This is a genomic window from Candidatus Eisenbacteria bacterium (assembly GCA_016930695.1).
In the GTDB taxonomy this organism is placed as follows: Bacteria; Orphanbacterota; Orphanbacteria; order Orphanbacterales; family Orphanbacteraceae; genus JAFGGD01.
This window is the reverse complement of sequence record JAFGGD010000016.1, coordinates 1-18,934: the sequence shown is the minus strand read 5'-3', so window position 1 is coordinate 18,934 and position 18,934 is coordinate 1. Positions and strand designations below refer to the sequence as shown.

At 66.6% G+C, this 18,934-nt stretch carries 14 protein-coding genes; 8 read left to right on the top strand and 6 right to left on the bottom strand.

Annotated elements, in window-relative coordinates:
• Positions 1 to 8: 8 nt before the first annotated feature.
• Genes JW958_02630 through JW958_02615 form a run of 4 tightly spaced genes read left to right on the top strand, consistent with a single transcriptional unit; the run spans position 9 to position 9,076 of the window.
• Positions 9 to 3,359 (top strand): hypothetical protein, encoded by a 3,351-nt coding sequence (locus JW958_02630; GenBank protein MBN1825133.1) that lies wholly within the window; start codon positions 9 to 11, stop codon positions 3,357 to 3,359.
• Positions 3,356 to 5,959: a DUF2723 domain-containing protein gene (locus JW958_02625; GenBank protein MBN1825132.1), complete on the top strand. Its 2,604-nt coding sequence runs from the start codon at positions 3,356 to 3,358 to the stop codon at positions 5,957 to 5,959. The genes JW958_02630 and JW958_02625 overlap by 4 nt, the downstream gene beginning before the upstream one ends.
• Before the next feature lie 14 nt (positions 5,960 to 5,973).
• Positions 5,974 to 7,824, top strand: coding sequence for a tetratricopeptide repeat protein (locus JW958_02620; protein ID MBN1825131.1), 1,851 nt, complete (start codon positions 5,974 to 5,976; stop codon positions 7,822 to 7,824).
• 10 nt (positions 7,825 to 7,834) lie between these two features.
• Positions 7,835 to 9,076: an asparagine synthetase B gene (locus tag JW958_02615; GenBank protein MBN1825130.1), complete on the top strand. Its 1,242-nt coding sequence runs from the start codon at positions 7,835 to 7,837 to the stop codon at positions 9,074 to 9,076.
• Between the two features lie 66 nt (positions 9,077 to 9,142).
• On the opposite strand, the gene JW958_02610 is transcribed toward JW958_02615, so the two are convergent.
• Both JW958_02610 and JW958_02605 read right to left on the bottom strand, forming a co-directional pair.
• Positions 9,143 to 9,604: a hypothetical protein gene (locus JW958_02610; protein ID MBN1825129.1), complete on the bottom strand. Its 462-nt coding sequence runs from the start codon at positions 9,602 to 9,604 to the stop codon at positions 9,143 to 9,145.
• A gap of 246 nt (positions 9,605 to 9,850) precedes the next feature.
• Positions 9,851 to 10,309, bottom strand: coding sequence for a hypothetical protein (locus JW958_02605; protein ID MBN1825128.1), 459 nt, complete (start codon positions 10,307 to 10,309; stop codon positions 9,851 to 9,853).
• Between the two features lie 248 nt (positions 10,310 to 10,557).
• Between JW958_02605 and JW958_02600 the strand changes: the two genes are divergently transcribed.
• From JW958_02600 to thiL, 4 genes are all read left to right on the top strand, one after another.
• Positions 10,558 to 11,637, top strand: coding sequence for a hypothetical protein (locus JW958_02600; protein ID MBN1825127.1), 1,080 nt, complete (start codon positions 10,558 to 10,560; stop codon positions 11,635 to 11,637).
• Between the two features lie 198 nt (positions 11,638 to 11,835).
• Positions 11,836 to 12,030, top strand: a complete 195-nt coding sequence (locus JW958_02595) for a hypothetical protein (GenBank protein MBN1825126.1) — start codon at positions 11,836 to 11,838, stop codon at positions 12,028 to 12,030.
• Positions 12,031 to 12,118: 88 nt separating this feature from the next.
• The gene (locus JW958_02590) at positions 12,119 to 13,681 is read left to right on the top strand and encodes an NAD(P)H-hydrate dehydratase (GenBank protein ID MBN1825125.1); all 1,563 of its coding nucleotides are present in this window, start codon (positions 12,119 to 12,121) and stop codon (positions 13,679 to 13,681) included.
• Positions 13,678 to 14,694, top strand: coding sequence for a thiamine-phosphate kinase (gene thiL, locus JW958_02585; protein MBN1825124.1), 1,017 nt, complete (start codon positions 13,678 to 13,680; stop codon positions 14,692 to 14,694). Before JW958_02590 ends, thiL begins: the two co-directional genes overlap by 4 nt.
• 140 nt (positions 14,695 to 14,834) lie before the next feature.
• Here the strand turns inward: thiL and JW958_02580 are convergent, their stop codons facing one another.
• The 4 genes from JW958_02580 to JW958_02565 all read right to left on the bottom strand — a co-directional run bounded on the left by JW958_02580 (position 14,835) and on the right by JW958_02565 (position 18,463).
• Complete coding sequence (locus tag JW958_02580) at positions 14,835 to 15,062, bottom strand: hypothetical protein (protein MBN1825123.1); 228 nt, start codon at positions 15,060 to 15,062, stop codon at positions 14,835 to 14,837.
• A 135-nt stretch (positions 15,063 to 15,197) separates the two neighbouring features.
• Complete coding sequence (locus JW958_02575; protein MBN1825122.1) at positions 15,198 to 15,866, bottom strand: isoprenylcysteine carboxylmethyltransferase family protein; 669 nt, start codon at positions 15,864 to 15,866, stop codon at positions 15,198 to 15,200.
• 148 nt (positions 15,867 to 16,014) lie between these two features.
• Complete coding sequence (locus JW958_02570) at positions 16,015 to 17,169, bottom strand: linear amide C-N hydrolase (protein MBN1825121.1); 1,155 nt, start codon at positions 17,167 to 17,169, stop codon at positions 16,015 to 16,017.
• 646 nt (positions 17,170 to 17,815) lie between these two features.
• Entirely contained in the window at positions 17,816 to 18,463 is a 648-nt protein-coding gene (locus tag JW958_02565) for a class I SAM-dependent methyltransferase (protein MBN1825120.1), read from the bottom strand.
• Between the last annotated feature and the right edge of the window lie 471 nt (positions 18,464 to 18,934).

Here is an 18,934-nt window from a genome sequence, read left to right as displayed (position 1 = left end):
AGGGGACGATGGAAAACGATCGCGCCTATCGGATGCTGCGGACGAAGCTGACCCGCCTGCGGCGCGGCCTCGTCGCCATGGAGGCGGCGGTGCTGCTCCTCAGGCTCGCCGGCGTCGCCGCCGCCCTGCTGGCGCTGAACGTGTTGATCGGCTTCGCCCCTCTCCCGCCGCCGGCGCGCCACGCCCTCGCCACCGGCTCCCTCGGTCTCCTTCTCCTCGCCGCGTCGGTCGGTGCCGGCGCCCTCGTCCGCGGCCGCCCGCGTCTCGACCGGATCGCCGCCGAGGCGGAACACTCGGCGCCGGAGCTGCGGGGGGATCTCATTCGCGGCGCCCTCGACCTCGGCGGGCGCGGCGATCTGGCCGCCCACGGCTACTCCCTCCCGCTGGTCGGCGCGCTGATCGACCGGGCGCTCCGCGACTCCGCGGCGATTCGTCGGCGCCGGGTGGTCGGCTGGGAGCGGCTCCGGCGCGCCCTGCCGATCCTCCCCTTCGCGGCGGCCGCGACGGCCGCGCTCCTTTTCCTTTTACCGGACAGAACCGGCGTCGTCTTTCGATCCATCGGCCCCTTCGACGCGAAGAAGATCCTCGCCGAGATGGGGCTCCGCGTCGCGCCGGGGGACTGCGACGTCCGCGAGGGGGAGGAGGTCGCCGTGGAGGCGCGGTTCGACCGCTACGACGGCGGCGACGCGCGCCTCTTCGTCCGCCCCGACGGGGGAGAGAGCTGGAGCGTCTATCCGATGGGCGAGCGCGCCGCCGCGACGGGCCGCCTCTTCGAAGGGCGGATCCCGGCGGTGGAGCGGGACGCTTTTTACCGGATTCGTTTCGACGGCGGCGAGAGCCCCCTCTTCCGGATCACCCTGGTCCGCCCGCCGGTGCTCGCCGGGATCGCCTACCGCCTCCGCCGCCCCGCGTACGCCGGTCTCGCCGAGGAGCGGATCGACGAGAACCACGGAAACGTCCGGGCGCTCGTCGGCACCGAGGTGATCCTGGAGGGGCGCGTCCGCGGACCGGTCCGGGAGGCGCGCATGGAGATCGAGGGCGGAGAGGCGCTCCCGCTCCGCGTGGCCGGCGACTCCCTCGCCGGATCGTTTACGGTTGAAGAGCCCTTCGCCTACACGATCGTTCTCGTCGACGGGCGGGGGAACCGCAACGAGGACCCGATCCGTTACGAGGTCGTCCCGGTGGAAGACGAGAAGCCCTTCGTTCGCGTGGTCCGTCCCGGCGAGGACATCGAGCTGGACCGCGAGATGAAGGTGCCCCTCGATTTCGCCGCCCTCGACGACTTCGGCGTCTCCCGCGTCGACCTGGTCTGGTGGAAGAACGAGGGCGAAGAGAGCCGGGAGAGCCTTTTCGCCACCGAGCACCGGATCGCCCGGGTGGAGCGGGGACGCGAATGGGACCTTTCCGGCGAGCCGCTCCTTCCGCAGGAGACGATCCGCTACCGCCTCGAGGCGTGGGACAACGACGCGGTGAGCGGTCCCAAGCGGGGCGTGAGCCGCACATTCACCCTCCGCATGCCTTCGCTGGCGGAGATCTTCGCGGAGGTCACCGGCGGGCAGGAGGAGGAGATCGAGGACCTGGAGGAGATCTACACCGAGAGCCGTTCGTTGGAGGAGAAGCTGGACGAGCTGGCCCGCGAAATCAAGGAGAGCGAAAACGTCTCCTGGGACGAGAAACAGAAGATCGAGAACGCCCTCCGGAAGCAGAAGGAGATCGAGGAGGCGCTCCGGGAGGCGGCGGCGGAGATCGATCGGGCGACGGAGCGGCTCGAGACGGACCGGCTGATCACGCCCGAGACGGTGGAGCGGATGATGGAGCTCTCCCGCCTTCTCGAGGAGGTGGCGACCGACGAGATGCGCGAGGCGCTTCGGGAGATGCAAAAGGCGATGGAGAGCCTCGACCGGGAGGAACTCGACCGGGCGATGGAGAATCTGGAACTCTCCCAGGAGGATTTTCTGGAGCAGCTCGATCGGGCCATCGATGCGCTGAAACGCTTCAAGGATCTCCAGGACATGGACGCCCTCGCCGAGGGGCTTCGCCAGATGGCGGAGAAGCAGAGGGAGCTGCGCGAGCGGACCGAGAGCGCCGAAGGGGAGGAACTGGAGCGGCTCGCCGAGGAGCAGGAGGCGCTCAAGGAGGATTTCGAGAAGATGAGCGGCGAGATGGAGGAACTCGCCGAGAGAAGCGCCGAGCGGGGGGACCAGCTCTCCGAGGAGATGAAGGAGGCGAGCCGGGAGACGAAGGAGCGGCGAATCGGCGAGAAGATGGACCGCGCCTCCGACGAGATGCGCGATCAGGACGGGACGGAGGCGACGTCGGCGCAGAAGCAGGCCGAAAAGGACCTCTTCGATCTCTCCTTCCGTCTCCGCGAGACGGTGGACAGCATCTGTTCCTGTTCCAAACAGAAATCGAGCGCCGCATTCGGCGAGAGCGTGCAGGACCTCCTCTATCTCTCGAAGCGCCAGGAGGAGATTCTCGGCGGAGACGAATGGAGCCGGCGCTCGCCGATGGACGCGCGGCGCTCCCTGGCGGAGCGTCAGCAGGACGTGGTCTCCGGGATCGGCCGCGTGATGGAGAAGGTGCGCGACGTCGGGCGCGACGTGCCTCTCCTCTCGTCGCAGGTGCTCGATCTTCTCCGCCGCGCGCGCCGGCACGCCGAGGGCGCGATCGGCGAGATCGAGCAGGGGAACCTGAGCCTCGCGAACAACAGCGGACGGGAGGCGATGCTCCACATGAACCGCTCCGTCGTCGAGCTGCTCCGATCGATGGAGAGCCACAGCGCCTCCTGTCAGAACCCGAGCGGCCAGGGCGGGATGCCGCGCATGCAGCAGATGACGGAGAGGCAGAGGCAGTTGAACGACGCGAGCCAACAGCTCCCCACTCCCTCGGCGAACCCGACCTCCCTGTCGATGCAGGAAAGGGCGCAGCTCTCGCGCATGGCGGCGGAGCAGCAGGCGGTCCGCAAGGGGATGGAGGATCTGATGCAGGAGGTGGAGGAGGGGGGCGATCTGGCGGGGCGCCTCGACGAGATCACCGAGGAGATGCGAAAGGTGGAGCAAGAGCTGGAGAACGCGGACCTCTCGCCGGAGACGAGGGAGCGGCAGGAGAGGATCCTCTCCCGGATGCTCGACGCGCAGCGTTCCCTTCGCGAGCGCGGTTACCGGAAACTCCGGCGCTCCGAGACGGCTGGGGAGGCGGCGGCCCGCGAGACGCCCGGCCCGCGCGGCCCGGTGGGACGCGAGCTCGAAGAGATGCGGGACGATCCCTTCCGTGAGGACGGTTTCGTCTCGCCGCCCGAGTACGAGGAGCTGATCCGCGCCTACTTCCGTGCCCTCGAGGAGCGGAGGGGCGCTCCATGATCGCCCTCGCCGTCGGCGCCGCCGTCTTTCTGGTCTATCTCGTCACCCTCTGCCCGACGGTCTACCTGGGCGATTCGGGGGAACTGATCACCGCCGCGGCGACCCTCGGCGTGGCCCATCCGCCCGGCTATCCTCTTTACGTTCTCCTCGGGCGGTTGGCGTCGTTCCTCCCCTTCGGGACGGTCGCTTTTCGTCTCAATCTACTTTCGGCGATCGCCGCCGGCGCCGCCGCGTCGCTCTTCACTCTCGCGCTCCGCGACCTGCTCGCGCGGGGGCGCGCTCCGGGCGGGGAGAGCGCGCTCTCCCGTCGAGCCGAAACGGTCACGGCGGTTCTCGTCGCGCTCCTCTTCTCCTTCTCCCTCACCGCCTGGTCGGAGGGAGTGAAGGCGGAGGTGTACGCGCCGAACCTCGCCGCACTGGCGCTCCTTCTCTTCCTTTCGGGAAGGAACGTCCGCCCCTCGGCCGTCTTCTTTCTCCTCGGTCTCGCCGCCGCCAACCACCAGACGATCCTGCTTCTCGCGCCCGGACTGGTCTATCTCTACGCGCGCCGGCGCGCCTGGAGCGCCGCCTCCGCGGCTCGTTCCGCCGCGGCCCTCGCGGGCGGCCTTTCGCTCTACCTCTTCCTTCTCGCGCGGCCGGACGGGCCGGAGCTGTTCGCCTGGAGGAAGCCGAACGACATCGCCGCGTGGATCGCCCACGTGACCCGCGCCCAGTACGGCGACCTTTCGGCGCACCCGCGATCCCTCACGCTCTTCGCCGGCCAGATCCTCTTCCTGATCCGTCTTTTCCTGCGGGAGATGCTCCCCGCGGCGATCCTTCTCCCCTTCGGCGCGATCCTCGCCTGGCGCGGCGGCTCCCGGGAGGCGCGCGCGACGACGATCCACTTCGCCCTCTTCTCCCTCGGATTGCTGCTCCTGTTGAACCACGGCGTGGACGCGCGGGACGGATCGATCGCGACGGTCTTCTACCTCCCGGCGATTCTTCTCGGTTTCGCCGTCGCCGCGCCCGCCGTTCACCGGATCGCGCTACGAATCGAGGAAGCGGCTCCCCGCCTCTCGCCGGCCCTCGGCCTCCTCCTCGTTCCGGTCCTTCTCTGGAACATCCGCTCCGCCGACGCGCGCGGATTCACGCTCGGCGCGGACGCCGGCCGGGCGATGCTCGACGCCTGCGGCCCCGGCGCCGTCCTTCTCACCGAGGGGGACAACGCCACCTTCCTTCTCTTTTATGAGCAAAGGATCGAGGGGAAGCGTGAGGACGTGACGCTCCTCGACCGGGACCTGAACATCGGAGCCGGGCGTTTCGCCCCCGAGGGCGGAGCGGTCACGCGGGAGGTTCGGGATCGCGCCGTGGAGAAACTCGTCGCCTCCGGCCGCCCGGTCTACTCCGTCACGCGCTTCACCCGCGACCCGATCGCCGGAAAGCGCCTCGTCTCGGTCGGTCCTCTCTACCGTTTTCTCGAGGAAGGGGAGACGCCGGCGCCGACGCGGCTCGAGCGTTTCCACAAGGAGGGCTTCGACGCGCGGCGCGACTACACGGCGCGGCGCTTCGCCGTATCCTACCTCTCCCGCTGGTACGATCACTACCGGACCGTCGGCGACGGGGAGGGGATGGCGGGCGTGGCGGCGCGGATCGCCGAGGCGGGGCGGGGGCTTCGAGAGACGCATCTCGCCCTCGGCCAAGGGATCGCCGCGTCGGGAGACACGGCGGCGGCGGTGGCGGAGCTGGAGCGATCCCTCGCCGTCGATCCGGATTACGCGCCGGCCCGCCGGGACCTGGCGGACCTTCTCCTCGCCTGGGGAGAGCACGAGCGTGCCTGCCGGGAGTACCGCCTCCTCGCCGAGCGCGCGGAGGGACGGGCGGGGGATTGGCTCAACCTCGGGAACGCCCTCTTGGTCGACGGGCGGCGCGACGAGGCGGCGGAGGCGTATCGCGACGCGATGGACGCGGGGGACGGGGACAGCACGGCGCTCGTCGGCGCGGCCGCGGGATACAACCGATTGGGCGATCATTCCGGGCAGGCGGAGGCGCTGGAGCGGCTTCGCCGGACGCGCCCCGGAGGATTCGACCGATATGAAGAATTGGGCGACGCGCTGGAACTCTCCGGGCGGCTCGAGGAGGCGCTCACCGTTTTTCGCGAGGGGGCGGAGCGCGACCCGACGGACGCGTCGCTCGCCTATAAAAGCGGCCTCGCCCTTATCCGGCTCGGACGCCCCGGCGAGGCGGAGAAGGAGCTGGAGAGAGCCGCCCGCGCGGACAGCGCGCTCGCCGGTCCGGCGAACGCCCTCGCCTATCTCTACGTCTCCCAGGGGAGGGATCCGCGGGAGGCGCTTCTTTGGGCGGAACGGGCGGTCCGGCACGCCGGTGAAAGGGAAATCGGTTACGCGGAGGACACCCGCGGGCTCATCCTCGCCCGGCTCGGCCGGACCGACGAAGCGGAGCGCGCCTTTCGCCGCGCCGTGGAGACGACGCCGCACTACGATTGGATGGCGGTGGCGGAGGCGTGCGATCACCTCGCCGATCTTCTGGCGACGCGGGGCGACCGGGAGGGGGAGCGGCTCGCGCGGGCAAGAGCCGATTCGGTCCGGGGGGCGAATCGTTGAAAGGAAAAGGATTCATGAAGGCGAGGCGATCCGCGGACTCCGGCGGATGGGGGAAGGTATTCGCGGCGGCGGCCTTCGCGGCGCTTCTCCTGTTCGCCGCCCGGGTCTCGGCGGCGGATCCGCCCGACCGGAACGATGACGCCCGTTACCAGCGTCAGATGGAAGAGGCGGGCCGTTTGCTCCGCCGGGCGGACGCGGAGAGGGCCGCGCGGATCTACGCGGATCTTCTCGAGCAGCGGCCCGGCAACAGGGACGCCTTCATCGGATTCGTCCGGGCCAGGATCGCCGCCTATCAATTGGAGGGCTTGGAGGACGGCGTGAAGGCGCGGTCGGCCCTCTCGCCCGAAGACGCGGAGATCGCCCTTCTGTTGGGCGACGTGCGCTCCGCGGCCGGCGATCCCTCCGGCGCCGTCGCCGCGTGGCGCGCCGCGCTCCCCCTCTTCGAGAATCCCGAAGACGGATACCGGGAGCTCGCCCGCCGCATGTCGGAGAGGAGGATGTTGATCGACGCGATCGCCATCCTCCGCGAGGGCCGCGCGGCGCTCGCCGGCGGCTATCTCTTCGCCGCCGAGCTGGCGTACCTCTACGATCTCACCGGCGACGGACCCGCGGCGGCGCGCGAGTGCGTCCGCGCCGTGGCGACGGACGCGATGAAGGGGGCCGAGGGATTGCGCCGGCTCCGCGAGCTGCGGGGGAACGGCCTCGTCGCGCGCTACCCCATCGACACGATGCGGGCCCTTCTCGACTCGATCCCTTCGCGGGCCGCCCTCCGGGAAGTGCTCGCCGCGTGCTACATGGACGAGGGGGCCTGCGGGCCGGCGCTCGCCGAGTACGAGGAGTTGGAGAGAGCGCAGCCGCGCTGCGGCGCCTACCTTCTCTCCTTCGCTCGCGGCGCGGTAAAGGGAGAATGCTACGAAGAGGCGGCCCGCGCCCTGGACGCGACGGTGAACCGCTGCGACCGCCCCTCCACGCTGCTCGAAGCGCTCTTCCTTCTCGGCCGCGTGCAGAGGAGCATGGGGAGCCCGGAAAAGGCGGTCGGCACCTACGAGAGAATCGCCGGGGAAACGCGCAACGCCCGCGAGGCGCGACGGGCGCGATTCGAGCAGGCGGCGGTCTACGCCGAGGACCTGGGCGAGCCGGAGCGCGCCGTCCCGATCCTGCAGGCGCTTCTGGAGGGAGCCGAGCCGGGGGAAGGGGAGACGGAGATCCGTTTCGCTCTCGCCGGGGCGCACCGTCTCTCGGGCGGTTTCGCCGGGGCGCTGGCGGAGTACGAGGCGTTGGAGCGGCTCGGCGGGAGCGACGAGATCCGCGAGCGGGCGATCTTCGAGAAGGGGCGGACCCTCTTCCTCTCCGGCGATTTCGAAGGCGCCCTCGTCGAGTACCGCCGGGTGATCGATCTCTATCCGCTCGGCGCGTACCTGAACGACGCCATCGAGGCGTCGATTTTCATCGGCGACAATCGGGACGCCGGCGACGGACCGCTCCGCGCCTACGCCGAGTGCCTCCTGCTGATGGAGAACAGACGCTACGAAGAGGCGCGGACGCGGATCGAGGAGATGCTCGGTACGCTACTCCTATCGAACCTGCGGGACGAGCTGACCTGGCAGCTCGCGCGGATCGAGGAGGAGGAGGGCCGCTACCGGGACGCGATCCGGATCCTGGAGGAACTGATCGGCGAGTACCCCGAGGCGCGCCTCGCGCACCGCGCACGGATGCGGATCGGCGACATCCTCGCCGAAAGGCTCGGCGACCTGACCGCCGGCGTCGCCCAGTACGAGCGTTTCTTGGTGGACTATCCGAACAGCATTCTCGCCGAGGAGGTGCGTCGCAAGAGGGCGAAGGCGGAGGGACGAAATGAGATTTAAACGCAAAGCGATCGTAGCGGCCGCGATTCTCCTGGCGCTCGCCGCCCCCGCCCGCGCCGAAATCTGGCTCGTCCCGATGGATCTGGCACAGACGGACCACCTGAAGGCGTACGGCGTCGCCTACTGGGCGCTCGAACAGGGCGTGAAAATCCAGTGGCTTCTCAACTATCGGGCCGGCTCCTTTCTGATGGAGGGGGGCGCTTTCCTGGAGAACCGGGCGCGCCTGCAGGGGGTCCGGATCGAAGAGATCTCCGCGGCGGAACGAACGCGGATTCTCGATCGCATCGAAGGGGAGAACATGGCCGCCGTGCTCCTCGAGAAGGCGCCCAAGGTGGCGATCTACACGCCGCCGAACAAACAGCCCTGGGACGACGCGGTCACTCTGGCGCTCACCTACGCCGAGATCCCCTATTCCACCCTCTGGGACGACGAGGTGCTCGCGGGCGAGCTGGAGAAATACGACTGGCTCCACCTGCACCACGAGGACTTCACCGGCCAGTACGGCAAGTTCTACGCCAGCTTCCAGAACACGGACTGGTACCGCCGGCAGCAGGCGCTCTACGAAAGCCGCGCCCGCGAGGCGGGTTTCGACAAGGTCTCCGAGCACAAGAAGGCGGTGGCGCGGAAGATCCGGAACTTCATCTCCCGGGGGGGCTTTCTCTTCTCCATGTGCTCCGCCACCGACACCTACGACATCGCCCTCGCGGCGTGGAAGACCGACATCTGCGACGTCATGTACGACGGCGATCCGCCCGACCCCAACGCCCAGGCGAAGCTCGATTTCTCGGAGACCCTCGCCTTCGAAAACTTCCGTCTCGTCATGAACCCGCTCGTCTACGAATACTCCGACATCGACGTCTCCAACTACGCCCAGGCCGATCCGGAGCGGGATTACTTCACCCTCTTCGAGTTCTCCGCCAAGCACGACCCGATCGCCTCCATGCTCACCCAGTGTCATGTTTCGGTGGTGAAGGGATTTCTGGGGCAGACCACCGCTTTCCGGCGTTCCACCGTCAAGAAGGAAGTGGTCGTGCTCGGCGAGAAGGAGGGGAGCGACGAAATCAAATATCTGCACGGCAATTTCGGCCGCGGCACCTTTTCCTTCCTGGGCGGCCACGACCCGGAGGACTACCAACACGCTGTGGGCGACCCGCCCACCGACCTCTCCCTCCATCGCAATTCCCCCGGCTACCGCCTGATCCTGAACAACATCCTCTTCCCGGCGGCGAAGAAGAAGGAGCAGAAGACCTAGGCGGGATCCCGCACGAACTTCCCGCCGCGGTTCCGGCTCGCGGTCCGCGGGGTCTCTTCTCTCGGTTCAGGGTTTTCTGGGGATCGCATCCGGCTTGGCGAGGACGGTGAGGAAGTAATCCTCGCCGTATTTGGCGTGGCGGATCCCGCGGTAGTTCTTCCGGACGGCGTCCTCAATCAGCACCTTGCGGACCGGATGGAAGGCGAGCCGCCCCTCGGCGTCCTCGCGCACGATGATCAGGTCCGGATCGTCCTTCCAGAAATCGACCCGCGTGTATTCCCCCATCGCCAGTCTCCGGTTGTTCAGAGGCACGTTGGCGATGTCGATCGCATGGAGCCGAGAGACGTAGGGGATCGCCCCGGTGTCCAGAACGGCGATCACCGTCTCCGGCGGAAAGTCTTCGCGGAGCCACCGTCCGATCCGGAGATGGGCGGCGCGCAGCCCCTCGCCGATCCGGTGGGCTTGCTCGATCCGCGACGGGAGACGTTCCGGATGAAGAGCCCAGAGGAGGAGTACCGCGGCGAGCACGGCCGCCGCCGGAAGCGATCGCCGCGATCGGCGAGGCGGCGAGCAGATAGAAAAGCGGTTGCAGGTGCAGCACGAGCCTCCAGTCCCACGCCATCACCGTGAGCATGTTCCAGAGGACCGGCGCCGCCGTGAGCGCCATCGCCCAGAGAAGGACGCCCCAGCGGGGGACGCTCCGCCGCGCGATCCGCGGAATGAGGGCCGCCGCGGCGAGGAGGAGGATCGGGCCCAGATGGATCGCCCGCTCCCTCAGATAGGGAACGCCGGCGTGAGCGATTCTCTTTGCATAGTAACTGTTCGGAAAGGGAAGATCGTAGGTCGAAAAGCGCCAAATGAAATACGGGAGGTAGAGGGCGAGAAAGGGAAGAAGGGCCGTCGCGCATTCACGGACCGCGCGGCCCGCCCCTTCGCGCAGGCGGCGACCGCGATCGCCCTCGCCGCCGCCAGAGGATCGATCCCGCACCGGATCGCCGCCGCGGAGAGGGCGACCCAGAGGAAGCTGGTGTATCCCTCGACGGGGACCGCGTCGTCCGCGTTGAAACTGGGCGCGCCGCCGCGGGCGATGTTGTCGGCGTCGCGGAAGGTGATGTAGCTGTCGTCGATGACGAAACCGCGGAACAGGAAGACCAAAACCGCGTAAAGAAATAAAAAGAGAAGAAGGGGCGCGTAGCGCCGGAGACCGCGGGCGCGACCTTCGCCGGATTCCATCGCGCTCTCTTTCCGGGCCGCCGCCGCCACCGTCTTTCGTCTCCTCTCCGCCTCGGATGGTCTCCTTTTCGTCGAAACTATCCGCGCCCGGCCGGGGTTGCAAGCCGATTTCCCCGTCTCCCCCGCGCGGAGCGATCCGTCCCCGCCGCGGCTTCTTAAGTTCAAGTTGCGCGTGTTCTTGACCGATCATTGGGGAGAGAGACCGCGGCCGGAGGTGCGTTTTTTGGCCGGGTCGATGGGGGAACTCCATGTCCAAGAACGGGTTCCGCATTTTCTTGGTCGCCGTGGCCGTGCTGGTCACCGCGGCGGCGCTCGGCTCGGTCGTCTTCGGCGTCGGAATTCCCGACCAGGGGAGCGCCGCGGCGGTGGTGCTCGTCTTCGGCGGGCTGGTCAACTCCGTGTTGATCTACCTGCTGCTCCGGCCGGGCCGGCGGGCGATGTCCCGGGACGAGCATATCGCCGTCGAGTTCCGCCACGAGGTCGAGCGTTTTCTCGGCGAGATGGGCCGGCCGTTGCGCGGCATCCGCGGCGAGGACGCTCCTCCCCCTCGCGCTCCCGCCCGCAAGCCGCCCGAGCCCGTGGTCGACCGCACCCGGCTACTCCCGCCGGAGGAACTGCTCGGCCGGATCACCGAGAACCTGGAGATCCTCGGCGGGTATCGGGAGGATCTGGCCGCCCTCCTCGGTCTCTATCGTCTTCTTCAGGACGGCGACCTCTCCGAGGAGGATCGCGGGAAGGCGCGCGAGGAAATCCACCGCTTCGAAAAAGTGGTGGCCCTCCCCTTCCTTCTGGAGGACTCCGGATCGGTCCAGCACGACACGGGCCGCCTGCTGGAGGACCTCCGGCGGCAGCTGCTCTCCGGCGAAGACACGGCGGAGATCCGCGAAGACTGGTCGCCCGTGGACCTGAACGACGTGGTGGAGCAGGTGATCCGAAGCATGCCGGAGGACCGCGCCCGCAGCGCCTGGTTCGAGCGCCGCCTGGGCGACCTCCCTCCGGTTCTCTCCCGCCCCAACACACTCTTCGAGGCGCTCTACTACGTGCTCGACGCCTTCCTGGAGACCGCCGGCGCCGGCAAGGCGATTCACATCCAAACCTCTCTCCGCGATGAGCAGGTGCGGGTCGGCTTCCATATCGGCTCCCTCTCCGACGGCGGCGAGGCGCTTCGTGCCGATCGACGCCTCCGGGCCGCCGCCGGCCTCTGGGCCGAACTGGGCGCCGAGCAGAGCGTGGGGGACGGCAGGGCGCTCGTCCGCCTCCCCGCCCACGGCCCGATCTCCTACCACTCCGAACCGTCCCGCGCGCGTTCCGTCGAAAAAACCGGTTGACGCTCTTACAGTTCCGGTGCTACCGTGCATCCCGGTTCTGCGGATATTCGCTTCCCGGGAGCCCATTCCCGGGGGAACGGACCGGCTCCACCGCGCCCGCCCGAGCGTCGGTTTTTCGCCCGGCGGAGGAGGCGTCGCGGACCGGTGGGATCCCGAGTTGCCCGAGGGGGTGGCTAGGTCGTGATGGGAGGAGATGGAGTGATGCCGACGAGCTTTCCGTCCTGTAAGCAGTGCGACAAAGGCGTGCTTTTGCCGCTTTCCGACTACGGGCGGGACGGAGCGACGATCCAGTTCAAGGCGTGGGTGTGTTCCAACCCGGACTGCGGTTACAACATCCGCATCGACAACGGGGAGATCAGTCTGGGGCGCCGCCTCGGGCAATCGATCAAGTAGCCCGCCCTGCTGCGGATGGGGAAGGGAAGAGCGGCCGCGGCGCTTCTCTTCCCTTTTTCTTTTTACACGAACCATCAAGAGGTGATCGGTGGAAATTCTCTCTCCCGAGGAGATGCGCGAAACGGACCGGGTCGCCATCGAGGAGATGGGGATCCCGAGCCTGGACCTCATGGAGTGCGCCGGCTCCGCGGTGGGCCGGGCGATCCGTGAGCGGGTGGGCATGACGCAGGGGCGCGTCGTGGTCCTCTGCGGCAAGGGGAACAACGGCGGCGACGGCATGGTGGTCGCGCGGTGGCTCTCCTCCCGCGGCCAGGAAGCGGAGGTGATCCTCTTCTGTCGAGGCGAGGACCTCCGTGGGGACGCGGCGGTCAACTACGCCCTCCTTCGCGATCTTCCCGTGCCGCTCCACGAACTTCCCGACGATTCCCGGGACAGCTTCGCCGCGGAGCGCATCGCCGGAGCGGATCTTCTGGTGGACGCGCTCCTCGGCACCGGTTTCGCCGGCGCGCCGCGGGGCCGCGTCGCCGAGGCGATCCGCCTCACCCACCGGTGGCCCGGTATGATCGTCGCGCTCGACGTCCCCTCCGGCGTGAACGGCGCGAACGGCGCGGTCGAGGGGGACGTGGTGCGAGCGGACTGGACCGTCACTCTCTGCCGTCCCAAGCAGGGGCTCTACCTCTATCCGGGCCGAGAGTACGCCGGGCGGATCGTCACCGTGCCGATCGGCATCCCCGCCGACGCGCTCGCGCGTGTCGGCCCCAAGACCTTTCTCTTCGACGAGGAGAGCGCCTCCCCGCTCATCCGGCTCCGGCGGCGGGACGCCCACAAGGGGAACTTCGGCCGGATTCTGATCGCGGGCGGTTCCCCCTGTCTGACCGGCGCGCCTCTTCTGGCGGGTCGAGCGGCGCTCCGCTCCGGCGCCGGGCTGGTGACGCTCGGCGTCCCCTCGTCGCTTCAATCCCTTTATGCGGCAAGGGTGATGGAGCTGATGACCCTCCCTCTGGCGGACCGCGAGGGGACGCACACCGGCGAGGGCGCCCGGATCTTCCTGGACGATCCGGGGCGCTTCGACACCCTCGCCGTCGGCCCCGGTTTCGGCCGCGGCGGCGATCAGGAGGCCTTCGTCGACGAGGTGCTCGCCCGTTGGGAGGGGCCGGTGGTCTTCGACGCCGACGCGCTGCGCACCCTCGCCGGCAAGGAGGACCGCATGCGCGCCTCCCGGGCGAAGGTGATTCTGACGCCGCACCTCGGCGAGCTGGAAGCGATGACCGGCGCGACGCGGGAGGCCATCGTCGAGGACCGGATCGGCTTCGTCCGCCGCTGGGCGGAGAGGGTGGGGGCGATTTTAGTGCTCAAGGGGAACCCGACGCTCGTCGCCGATCCGGAGGGGTACGTGTCGCTGAACACGACCGGAAATCCGGGGATGGCGACCGCCGGCTCCGGCGACGTGCTGACCGGCATCGTCGCCGCCCTTTTGGGGACGGGGCTCGGCGCGGCGGACGCGGCGCGTCTCGGGGTCTGGCTGCACGGCCGCGCCGGCGACCTCGCCGCGGGCCGGAAGGGGGAGGCGGGGATGATCGCCGGCGACCTCGTCGAGGCGCTTCCGGCGACCCTGCATCCCCTGGAGAAAAAGGCGGGGCTCGAGCGATGAACGCCGCGGAATTCAGCGAGCGCGGGCTGATCGCGTCGTTCCGCGAACTCTTCGCGGAGACGAGCGAGAGGACCCTCCTCGGCATCGGCGACGACGCGGCGGTCCTGCGGACCGGTTCGCCGACGCTGGTGATCACCACCGACGCCTTCTCCGAGTGGGTGCACTTCCGCGTGGATCACATCGCCCCCGACCAGCTCGGGGAGAAGATGGTCACCGCGACGGTGAGCGACTGCGCCGCGATGGGGTGCGTCCCCCGCTGGTTGACGGTCGCCCTCGCCGCGCCTTCCGAGACGCCGGCGCACAGGATCCATTCGATCTACGAGGGGTTGAAGCGCGGATGCGAGCGCTACGACTGCGACCTGGTGGGAGGGGACACGGTCCGGGCGATGAGCGATCTGTGCGTGTCGCTCACCGCCGTCGGCGAGCCGTGCGGAGAGAGTGTGCTCACCCGCTCCGGCGCCGCGGAGGGGGACGACCTCTATGTGACCGGGAGGCTCGGAGGCCCGGCGGCGGCGATTCTTCTCCTCCGGGAGGCGCCGGAGAGATCCACCGAGGAGGCGTTCCGCGAGGCGATGTTCCGTTTCCTTCATCCCGAGGCGCGGATCGCGGAGGGGCGCCTTCTCGCGACACGGCTCGGCGCGTCGTCGGCGATCGACATCAGCGACGGCCTCTCGGCGGATGTCGCCCACCTCGCCGAGGAGAGCCGCGTCGGCTTCCGGGTCGAGCGGGAGGAGCTGCCCGTGCTCCCCTCCGCGCTCGCCGTCGCCGAGGCGCTCCAGGTTCCCGGCGAGCTTTTCGCCCTCCACGGAGGCGAGGAGTTCGAACTACTCTTCACGCTCGATCCGGGGCGCGAGGAGGAAGTCTACGCCGCCTTCGACGAGGCCGGCCTTCCCGTCCCCACCCGCATCGGCGCCGCCGCGGCGGCCGAGGATGGGATCCTCCTCGTCGACCGCCGCGGCGACGGCGAACCTTTGATCGACTCCGGCTTCGATCACTTCGCGGGGGAGGGCTGATCCCGCCCTCTTCCGTTCACGCACGCGTACCGCCGCAATAATCCCAATCGCGATCGGGATCACTATCTATTATGAATCCCCCCTCCCATATACGGGAGAGGGGATCCTTCTCGGCTTCTCGCTTCGTTTTCTCTCCACTTCTAGGCGCGTGTATCTTCCTTTTCTTTCCCCTTCATCGTCTTCGCCAAACCGCCCAATCCGCCGCCCACCACGAGCAAAGAAGCCGCCGCCCCGCCGGCGAGGATATGCTGGATCTCCTGATACGCGCCGGTACCGCTGAGTCTGTGCGACGTCATCACCATTGCCAGGCCCCAGACGCAGGCGTTCACGATGATGACCGTCGGAATCACCACGGACGGCTTGTTCATGTCCTTTGCTCCTTTCCTGATCGCCTCTATGAATATCGAAGTGGGCCGCCCGAGTGGAATGGTGAAAGAATGTAGGGCGAAAAACCGATCTTTTGAAACGCCTTTTCGGGGCGCGCCATCCTACTCCTCTCCGTCTTACCAGACTCCCGGTATCAGCCGATAGCTCACGCGCCGGGCATAGTCTTCATAACCGACCAGCTCTTCTCGCAGCATCTCGTCTTCCTTCGCCGTTCTCACGACAAATAAAACATCGATCGCCAGGCCCGGTATCAACGTGTACCAGGAACCCAGCGCCGGACCCAGACAAAGAAAAAATATCAAAATCCCCAAATACATCGGATGGCGTATATACCGGTACGGTCCCGAGGTGACCACTACTTGTCCCCGTTCTTCTTGGATGCGGGCCAGGCGGGACAAGTAGGTGTTCGTCGTCACCGTCCAGAAGATCAGCGCTACGCAAACGAGTAGTCCCGCCCAAGCCGACACCTGCACGCCGAAAGGGACCTTCGACCATCGGAAACGGCCCGCATCGAATCCCGCGAGAATAAATACAGGCGGTAAAAGTGCGGTGTATACGGCCAGAATAATCTTGTCCCAGCGTTTCACATTCCGGGCTATCCGGCTTCTTTCTCGCAGCTGTTCCGGATCCTTATAGGTCCCCCAAAGTGCGTAGAGAAGGAAAACCACCCCGAGGGAAAGGAGAAATACCCAGGCTTGCGGCCAATCCCATCTGCCGGCCGGGAGGAACAAAAGTGCGGCCAGGATCCCCAGCAGAAGAAGCAATCGGCTCACGAGTCGAGTCATTGTCACTCCGGTTTTCCCCGACACGACAATCCCGTTCCGGCAAAACAGCCGGGGAGGCAGCTCCCTTCGGTGCGTTGCCGAAAGGAAAAGCCCGCCATTATACAGAACACTTCGAAACGAACGGAATGGAACTCCGTCTCTATGGGCCCTATCGGACCCCTTCGCATCGCGGGACAACGCTCCCGTACCTCACCAACGCCTTCTGAAAGCGCTCCCTCAAGCGATCTTCGACGATCCTCTCTCCGGCGAGCCGTGCGAGCACTCCCGAGACCAGCCGCTCCTGATCCTCCGGGCTCCACGGCGCGAGATACTCCCCTATGTCCCCATCCCGAGGATCGCTCAGGTCCAACGCGAGGATCGGGCCGTCGCATTCCGGATCGAGCGCCGCGAGGCGGACGATCCTCTCGGCCGGAACGCTCGCGGTCCTGAAACGCACCGTTCTCTCTCCGGCGTCGTAGACGATGCTCCACTGGGTGTCTTCCTGAGCCGTCGAGGCCAGGATGGCGAACGCATGGGGGACCGGATCGGTCGATGACCGCCCGCGCTCGAACTCCCGCAGCATCGTCGCGGCCCGCACGAAGCGTTCCGGTGACTCGTGCCCGTCACTCACGGAGAGTGTCCCGCCGAATCCCGTAAAGTTGGAAAGATAACGTACGGAGTTTTTGTACGTGTCGTTGGTCAGCACGGGGATCGGCAGGCCGGAACCGTGGTGAACGATTCGTTTCCCGTTCAGGAACTCGATGACCGCCGCGTCGCCGGAAGCGTCCGCGACGAAGTAATGCAGTCCGAACAAGAGGGGGCGCGGAGAGACGTCCGGTCCGCGCTCGATGACCTCCGCCACCGAGGCGTGCGCGTCCAGCTGGTACTGAATCCACTGCAGTTCATTGACGACCGGCCGTTCGTCCGGCGGCGGGAAGCGACTCGGCCAGTACGCCAGTTCCTCGACCACGAGCCCCGCCTCGTTCATCCCTCCCAGAGGGAACTCGCGTCCCAGTTGATTGAAGGAGACGCTCGCGTAGGTGGAGACCCACTCGAGCGCCCTCTCCGTCGAATCCACAAACGCCTTTTTATGCAGACCTCGGGGATTCAGACATAAGACGCCCTCCTCGATCGACCAGTCCAGATTCTTGCCGACGATCGCCCGCCCATCCCCGCAGAGACAAAAGGAGGTGCATCCCCCCGCCGCCGACATCTCCGCTCCGGCGCCCGTAAGCCCGATGGCACAGGAAAAGATCCAGATGAGTCGAACGATCCTCTTGTATCCGTTTGTGGCCGTCACGGTGCTCTTGTCCATTCTGTTCACAATGCCCCACCATCGCCGTGTGCATCCCGAAGCCGTTTATTGTACCACCTGACGGGGAGAGAACGACTCCGGCGAATAAACGGGTACAGTCACGATTTTTTTAATTCTGGGGACACAATACGGGTAATTCTGGGGACACAATACGGAATTACCCCGTTTCTTTGGGGGTTTGTATCTGGAGTGGCTTTGTGGGGTTCACCAGGGGCGGCGGAACAATCCGGAGACATGCATGTCCGTGATACTGGAGTTCAAAATATTCCGTATTGTGTCCCCAGAATTCGCAGAATTCCGTATTGTGTCCCCAGAATTCAAGAATTCAAGAATTCCAGAATTCCACAGAATTCCCAGAATTCCAGCCCGACTCTTGAATGGGACGGCATGAGGGCACGAACGAGCTTCTAGGACGCGAGTCGATCCCGGCTCGCACCGCCGATCGCGCCCGGTCTCTGACCGGACGAGCGCTCGGTGAAGATCCTCGATAAGTGTTTGGTGCGGAGCCCGATCTCCGCACCCACTTGGAAGCGAAGTCAGGACGTCGAGAGTGAACGGACTCCATCGTCGCCTCTCTTAAAAGACGGTGACCCAAGAGGATTTTTTGCCTTGCGCCCCGGGGGCCTTATAAGAGTTAGGTGGCCCCTCCACTCCTTCAGGCCCCCTGTCGCGCAAGGACCACGGCGTCGCGGCACCCATGCCAGAACGTCGTCTTGTGAGTCACCGACACCTGACTGCCCAGTTCAGACACGACCCCCATGATTCCGCCACGCGCCAAGTAGTCCATGAAGCACCTGTGATGCTCTGCCCCGCTCAGCGACTCAACGAGGTGCAGGACGGCAGCATGCGCGTTCCGCGGAAACGGAACGTGGGAATCGACCACCACAACATGCTCTGCCAGCCGCAACGCTTCCGCAAGCGCTAGAACGCGCTGTGGGGCGGGAAGCTCGTGCAGGAGAAAGAGCATTGTCGCATAGTCGAACTTCCCCAGTCCGGAATCATCAAGGCATGTGGCATCACCGTAGGTGAACCGGATGTCATCGAACCCCTTGTGAGCCTCCGCGAAACGGAGCATCTTGCGAGATAGCTCCACGCCGACAACCCTGCACGGCTTTGCCGCACGGAGATCGCGGCACAAGACACCGGTCCCGCTAGCGATGTCAAGTACACGCGCTCCCTCCGGCACAAGATCGACGACAACACGCCGTGCCTCCCCCAGCGGTCCATCATAGAAGGCGTGGTAGAACCACCCGTGACTCCACGTAGTCCGGTCCGCAGTACGAGGTGAGTCCTGACGCGGCATTGCCGGACACCTCCGTCCAGGGGTCACCTAACGCTTCACAGTACCGGCAGCAAAAAGCAGAGTGAGAAAAGAGCGGCGCTTTTTGCTGTCCGAGTGTATGTGATTGCTATGTGCTTTACCAATAAGCGGGATCATTGAATTCCTTAACGCACACGGGACGCTCATTAATGGTTGGAATTGACTCTCCCGTTAAAGATTGGCCGAGCCAGCCAAAGGGCATTGAAAGCTTTAGCGGAGCCTGAATCACATTTTCTGAAAGTGACCGAAACCCCACCTTTGAATAAAAGGATGGATCTCCATATGTGATGGCTACGGTCACAGAACGATTTTTCATTTCATTCAGACCATACTGAATTAGCGCCTGCCCCACGCCTTTTCCCTGATGAGAAGTGGCCCCTATTCCTTGGACAGTCAGGCGGCTGAGCTAAGGTGGACTCGGGTGTCTTGATCATGCCGCCGCTTCCTGATGAT

Excerpts from the sequence above, each read along its gene's own strand:
- JW958_02630 (MBN1825133.1), top strand. The coding sequence starts at position 9 with ATGGAAAACGATCGCGCCTATCGGATGCTGCGGACGAAGCTGACCCGC.
- JW958_02625 (MBN1825132.1), top strand. The coding sequence starts at position 3,356 with ATGATCGCCCTCGCCGTCGGCGCCGCCGTCTTTCTGGTCTATCTCGTC.
- JW958_02620 (MBN1825131.1), top strand. The coding sequence starts at position 5,974 with ATGAAGGCGAGGCGATCCGCGGACTCCGGCGGATGGGGGAAGGTATTC.
- JW958_02605 (MBN1825128.1), bottom strand. The coding sequence starts at position 10,309 with ATGGAATCCGGCGAAGGTCGCGCCCGCGGTCTCCGGCGCTACGCGCCC.
- JW958_02600 (MBN1825127.1), top strand. The coding sequence starts at position 10,558 with ATGTCCAAGAACGGGTTCCGCATTTTCTTGGTCGCCGTGGCCGTGCTG.
- thiL (MBN1825124.1), top strand. The coding sequence starts at position 13,678 with ATGAACGCCGCGGAATTCAGCGAGCGCGGGCTGATCGCGTCGTTCCGC.
- JW958_02580 (MBN1825123.1), bottom strand. The coding sequence starts at position 15,062 with ATGAACAAGCCGTCCGTGGTGATTCCGACGGTCATCATCGTGAACGCC.
- JW958_02575 (MBN1825122.1), bottom strand. The coding sequence starts at position 15,866 with ATGACTCGACTCGTGAGCCGATTGCTTCTTCTGCTGGGGATCCTGGCC.
- JW958_02565 (MBN1825120.1), bottom strand. The coding sequence starts at position 18,463 with ATGCCGCGTCAGGACTCACCTCGTACTGCGGACCGGACTACGTGGAGT.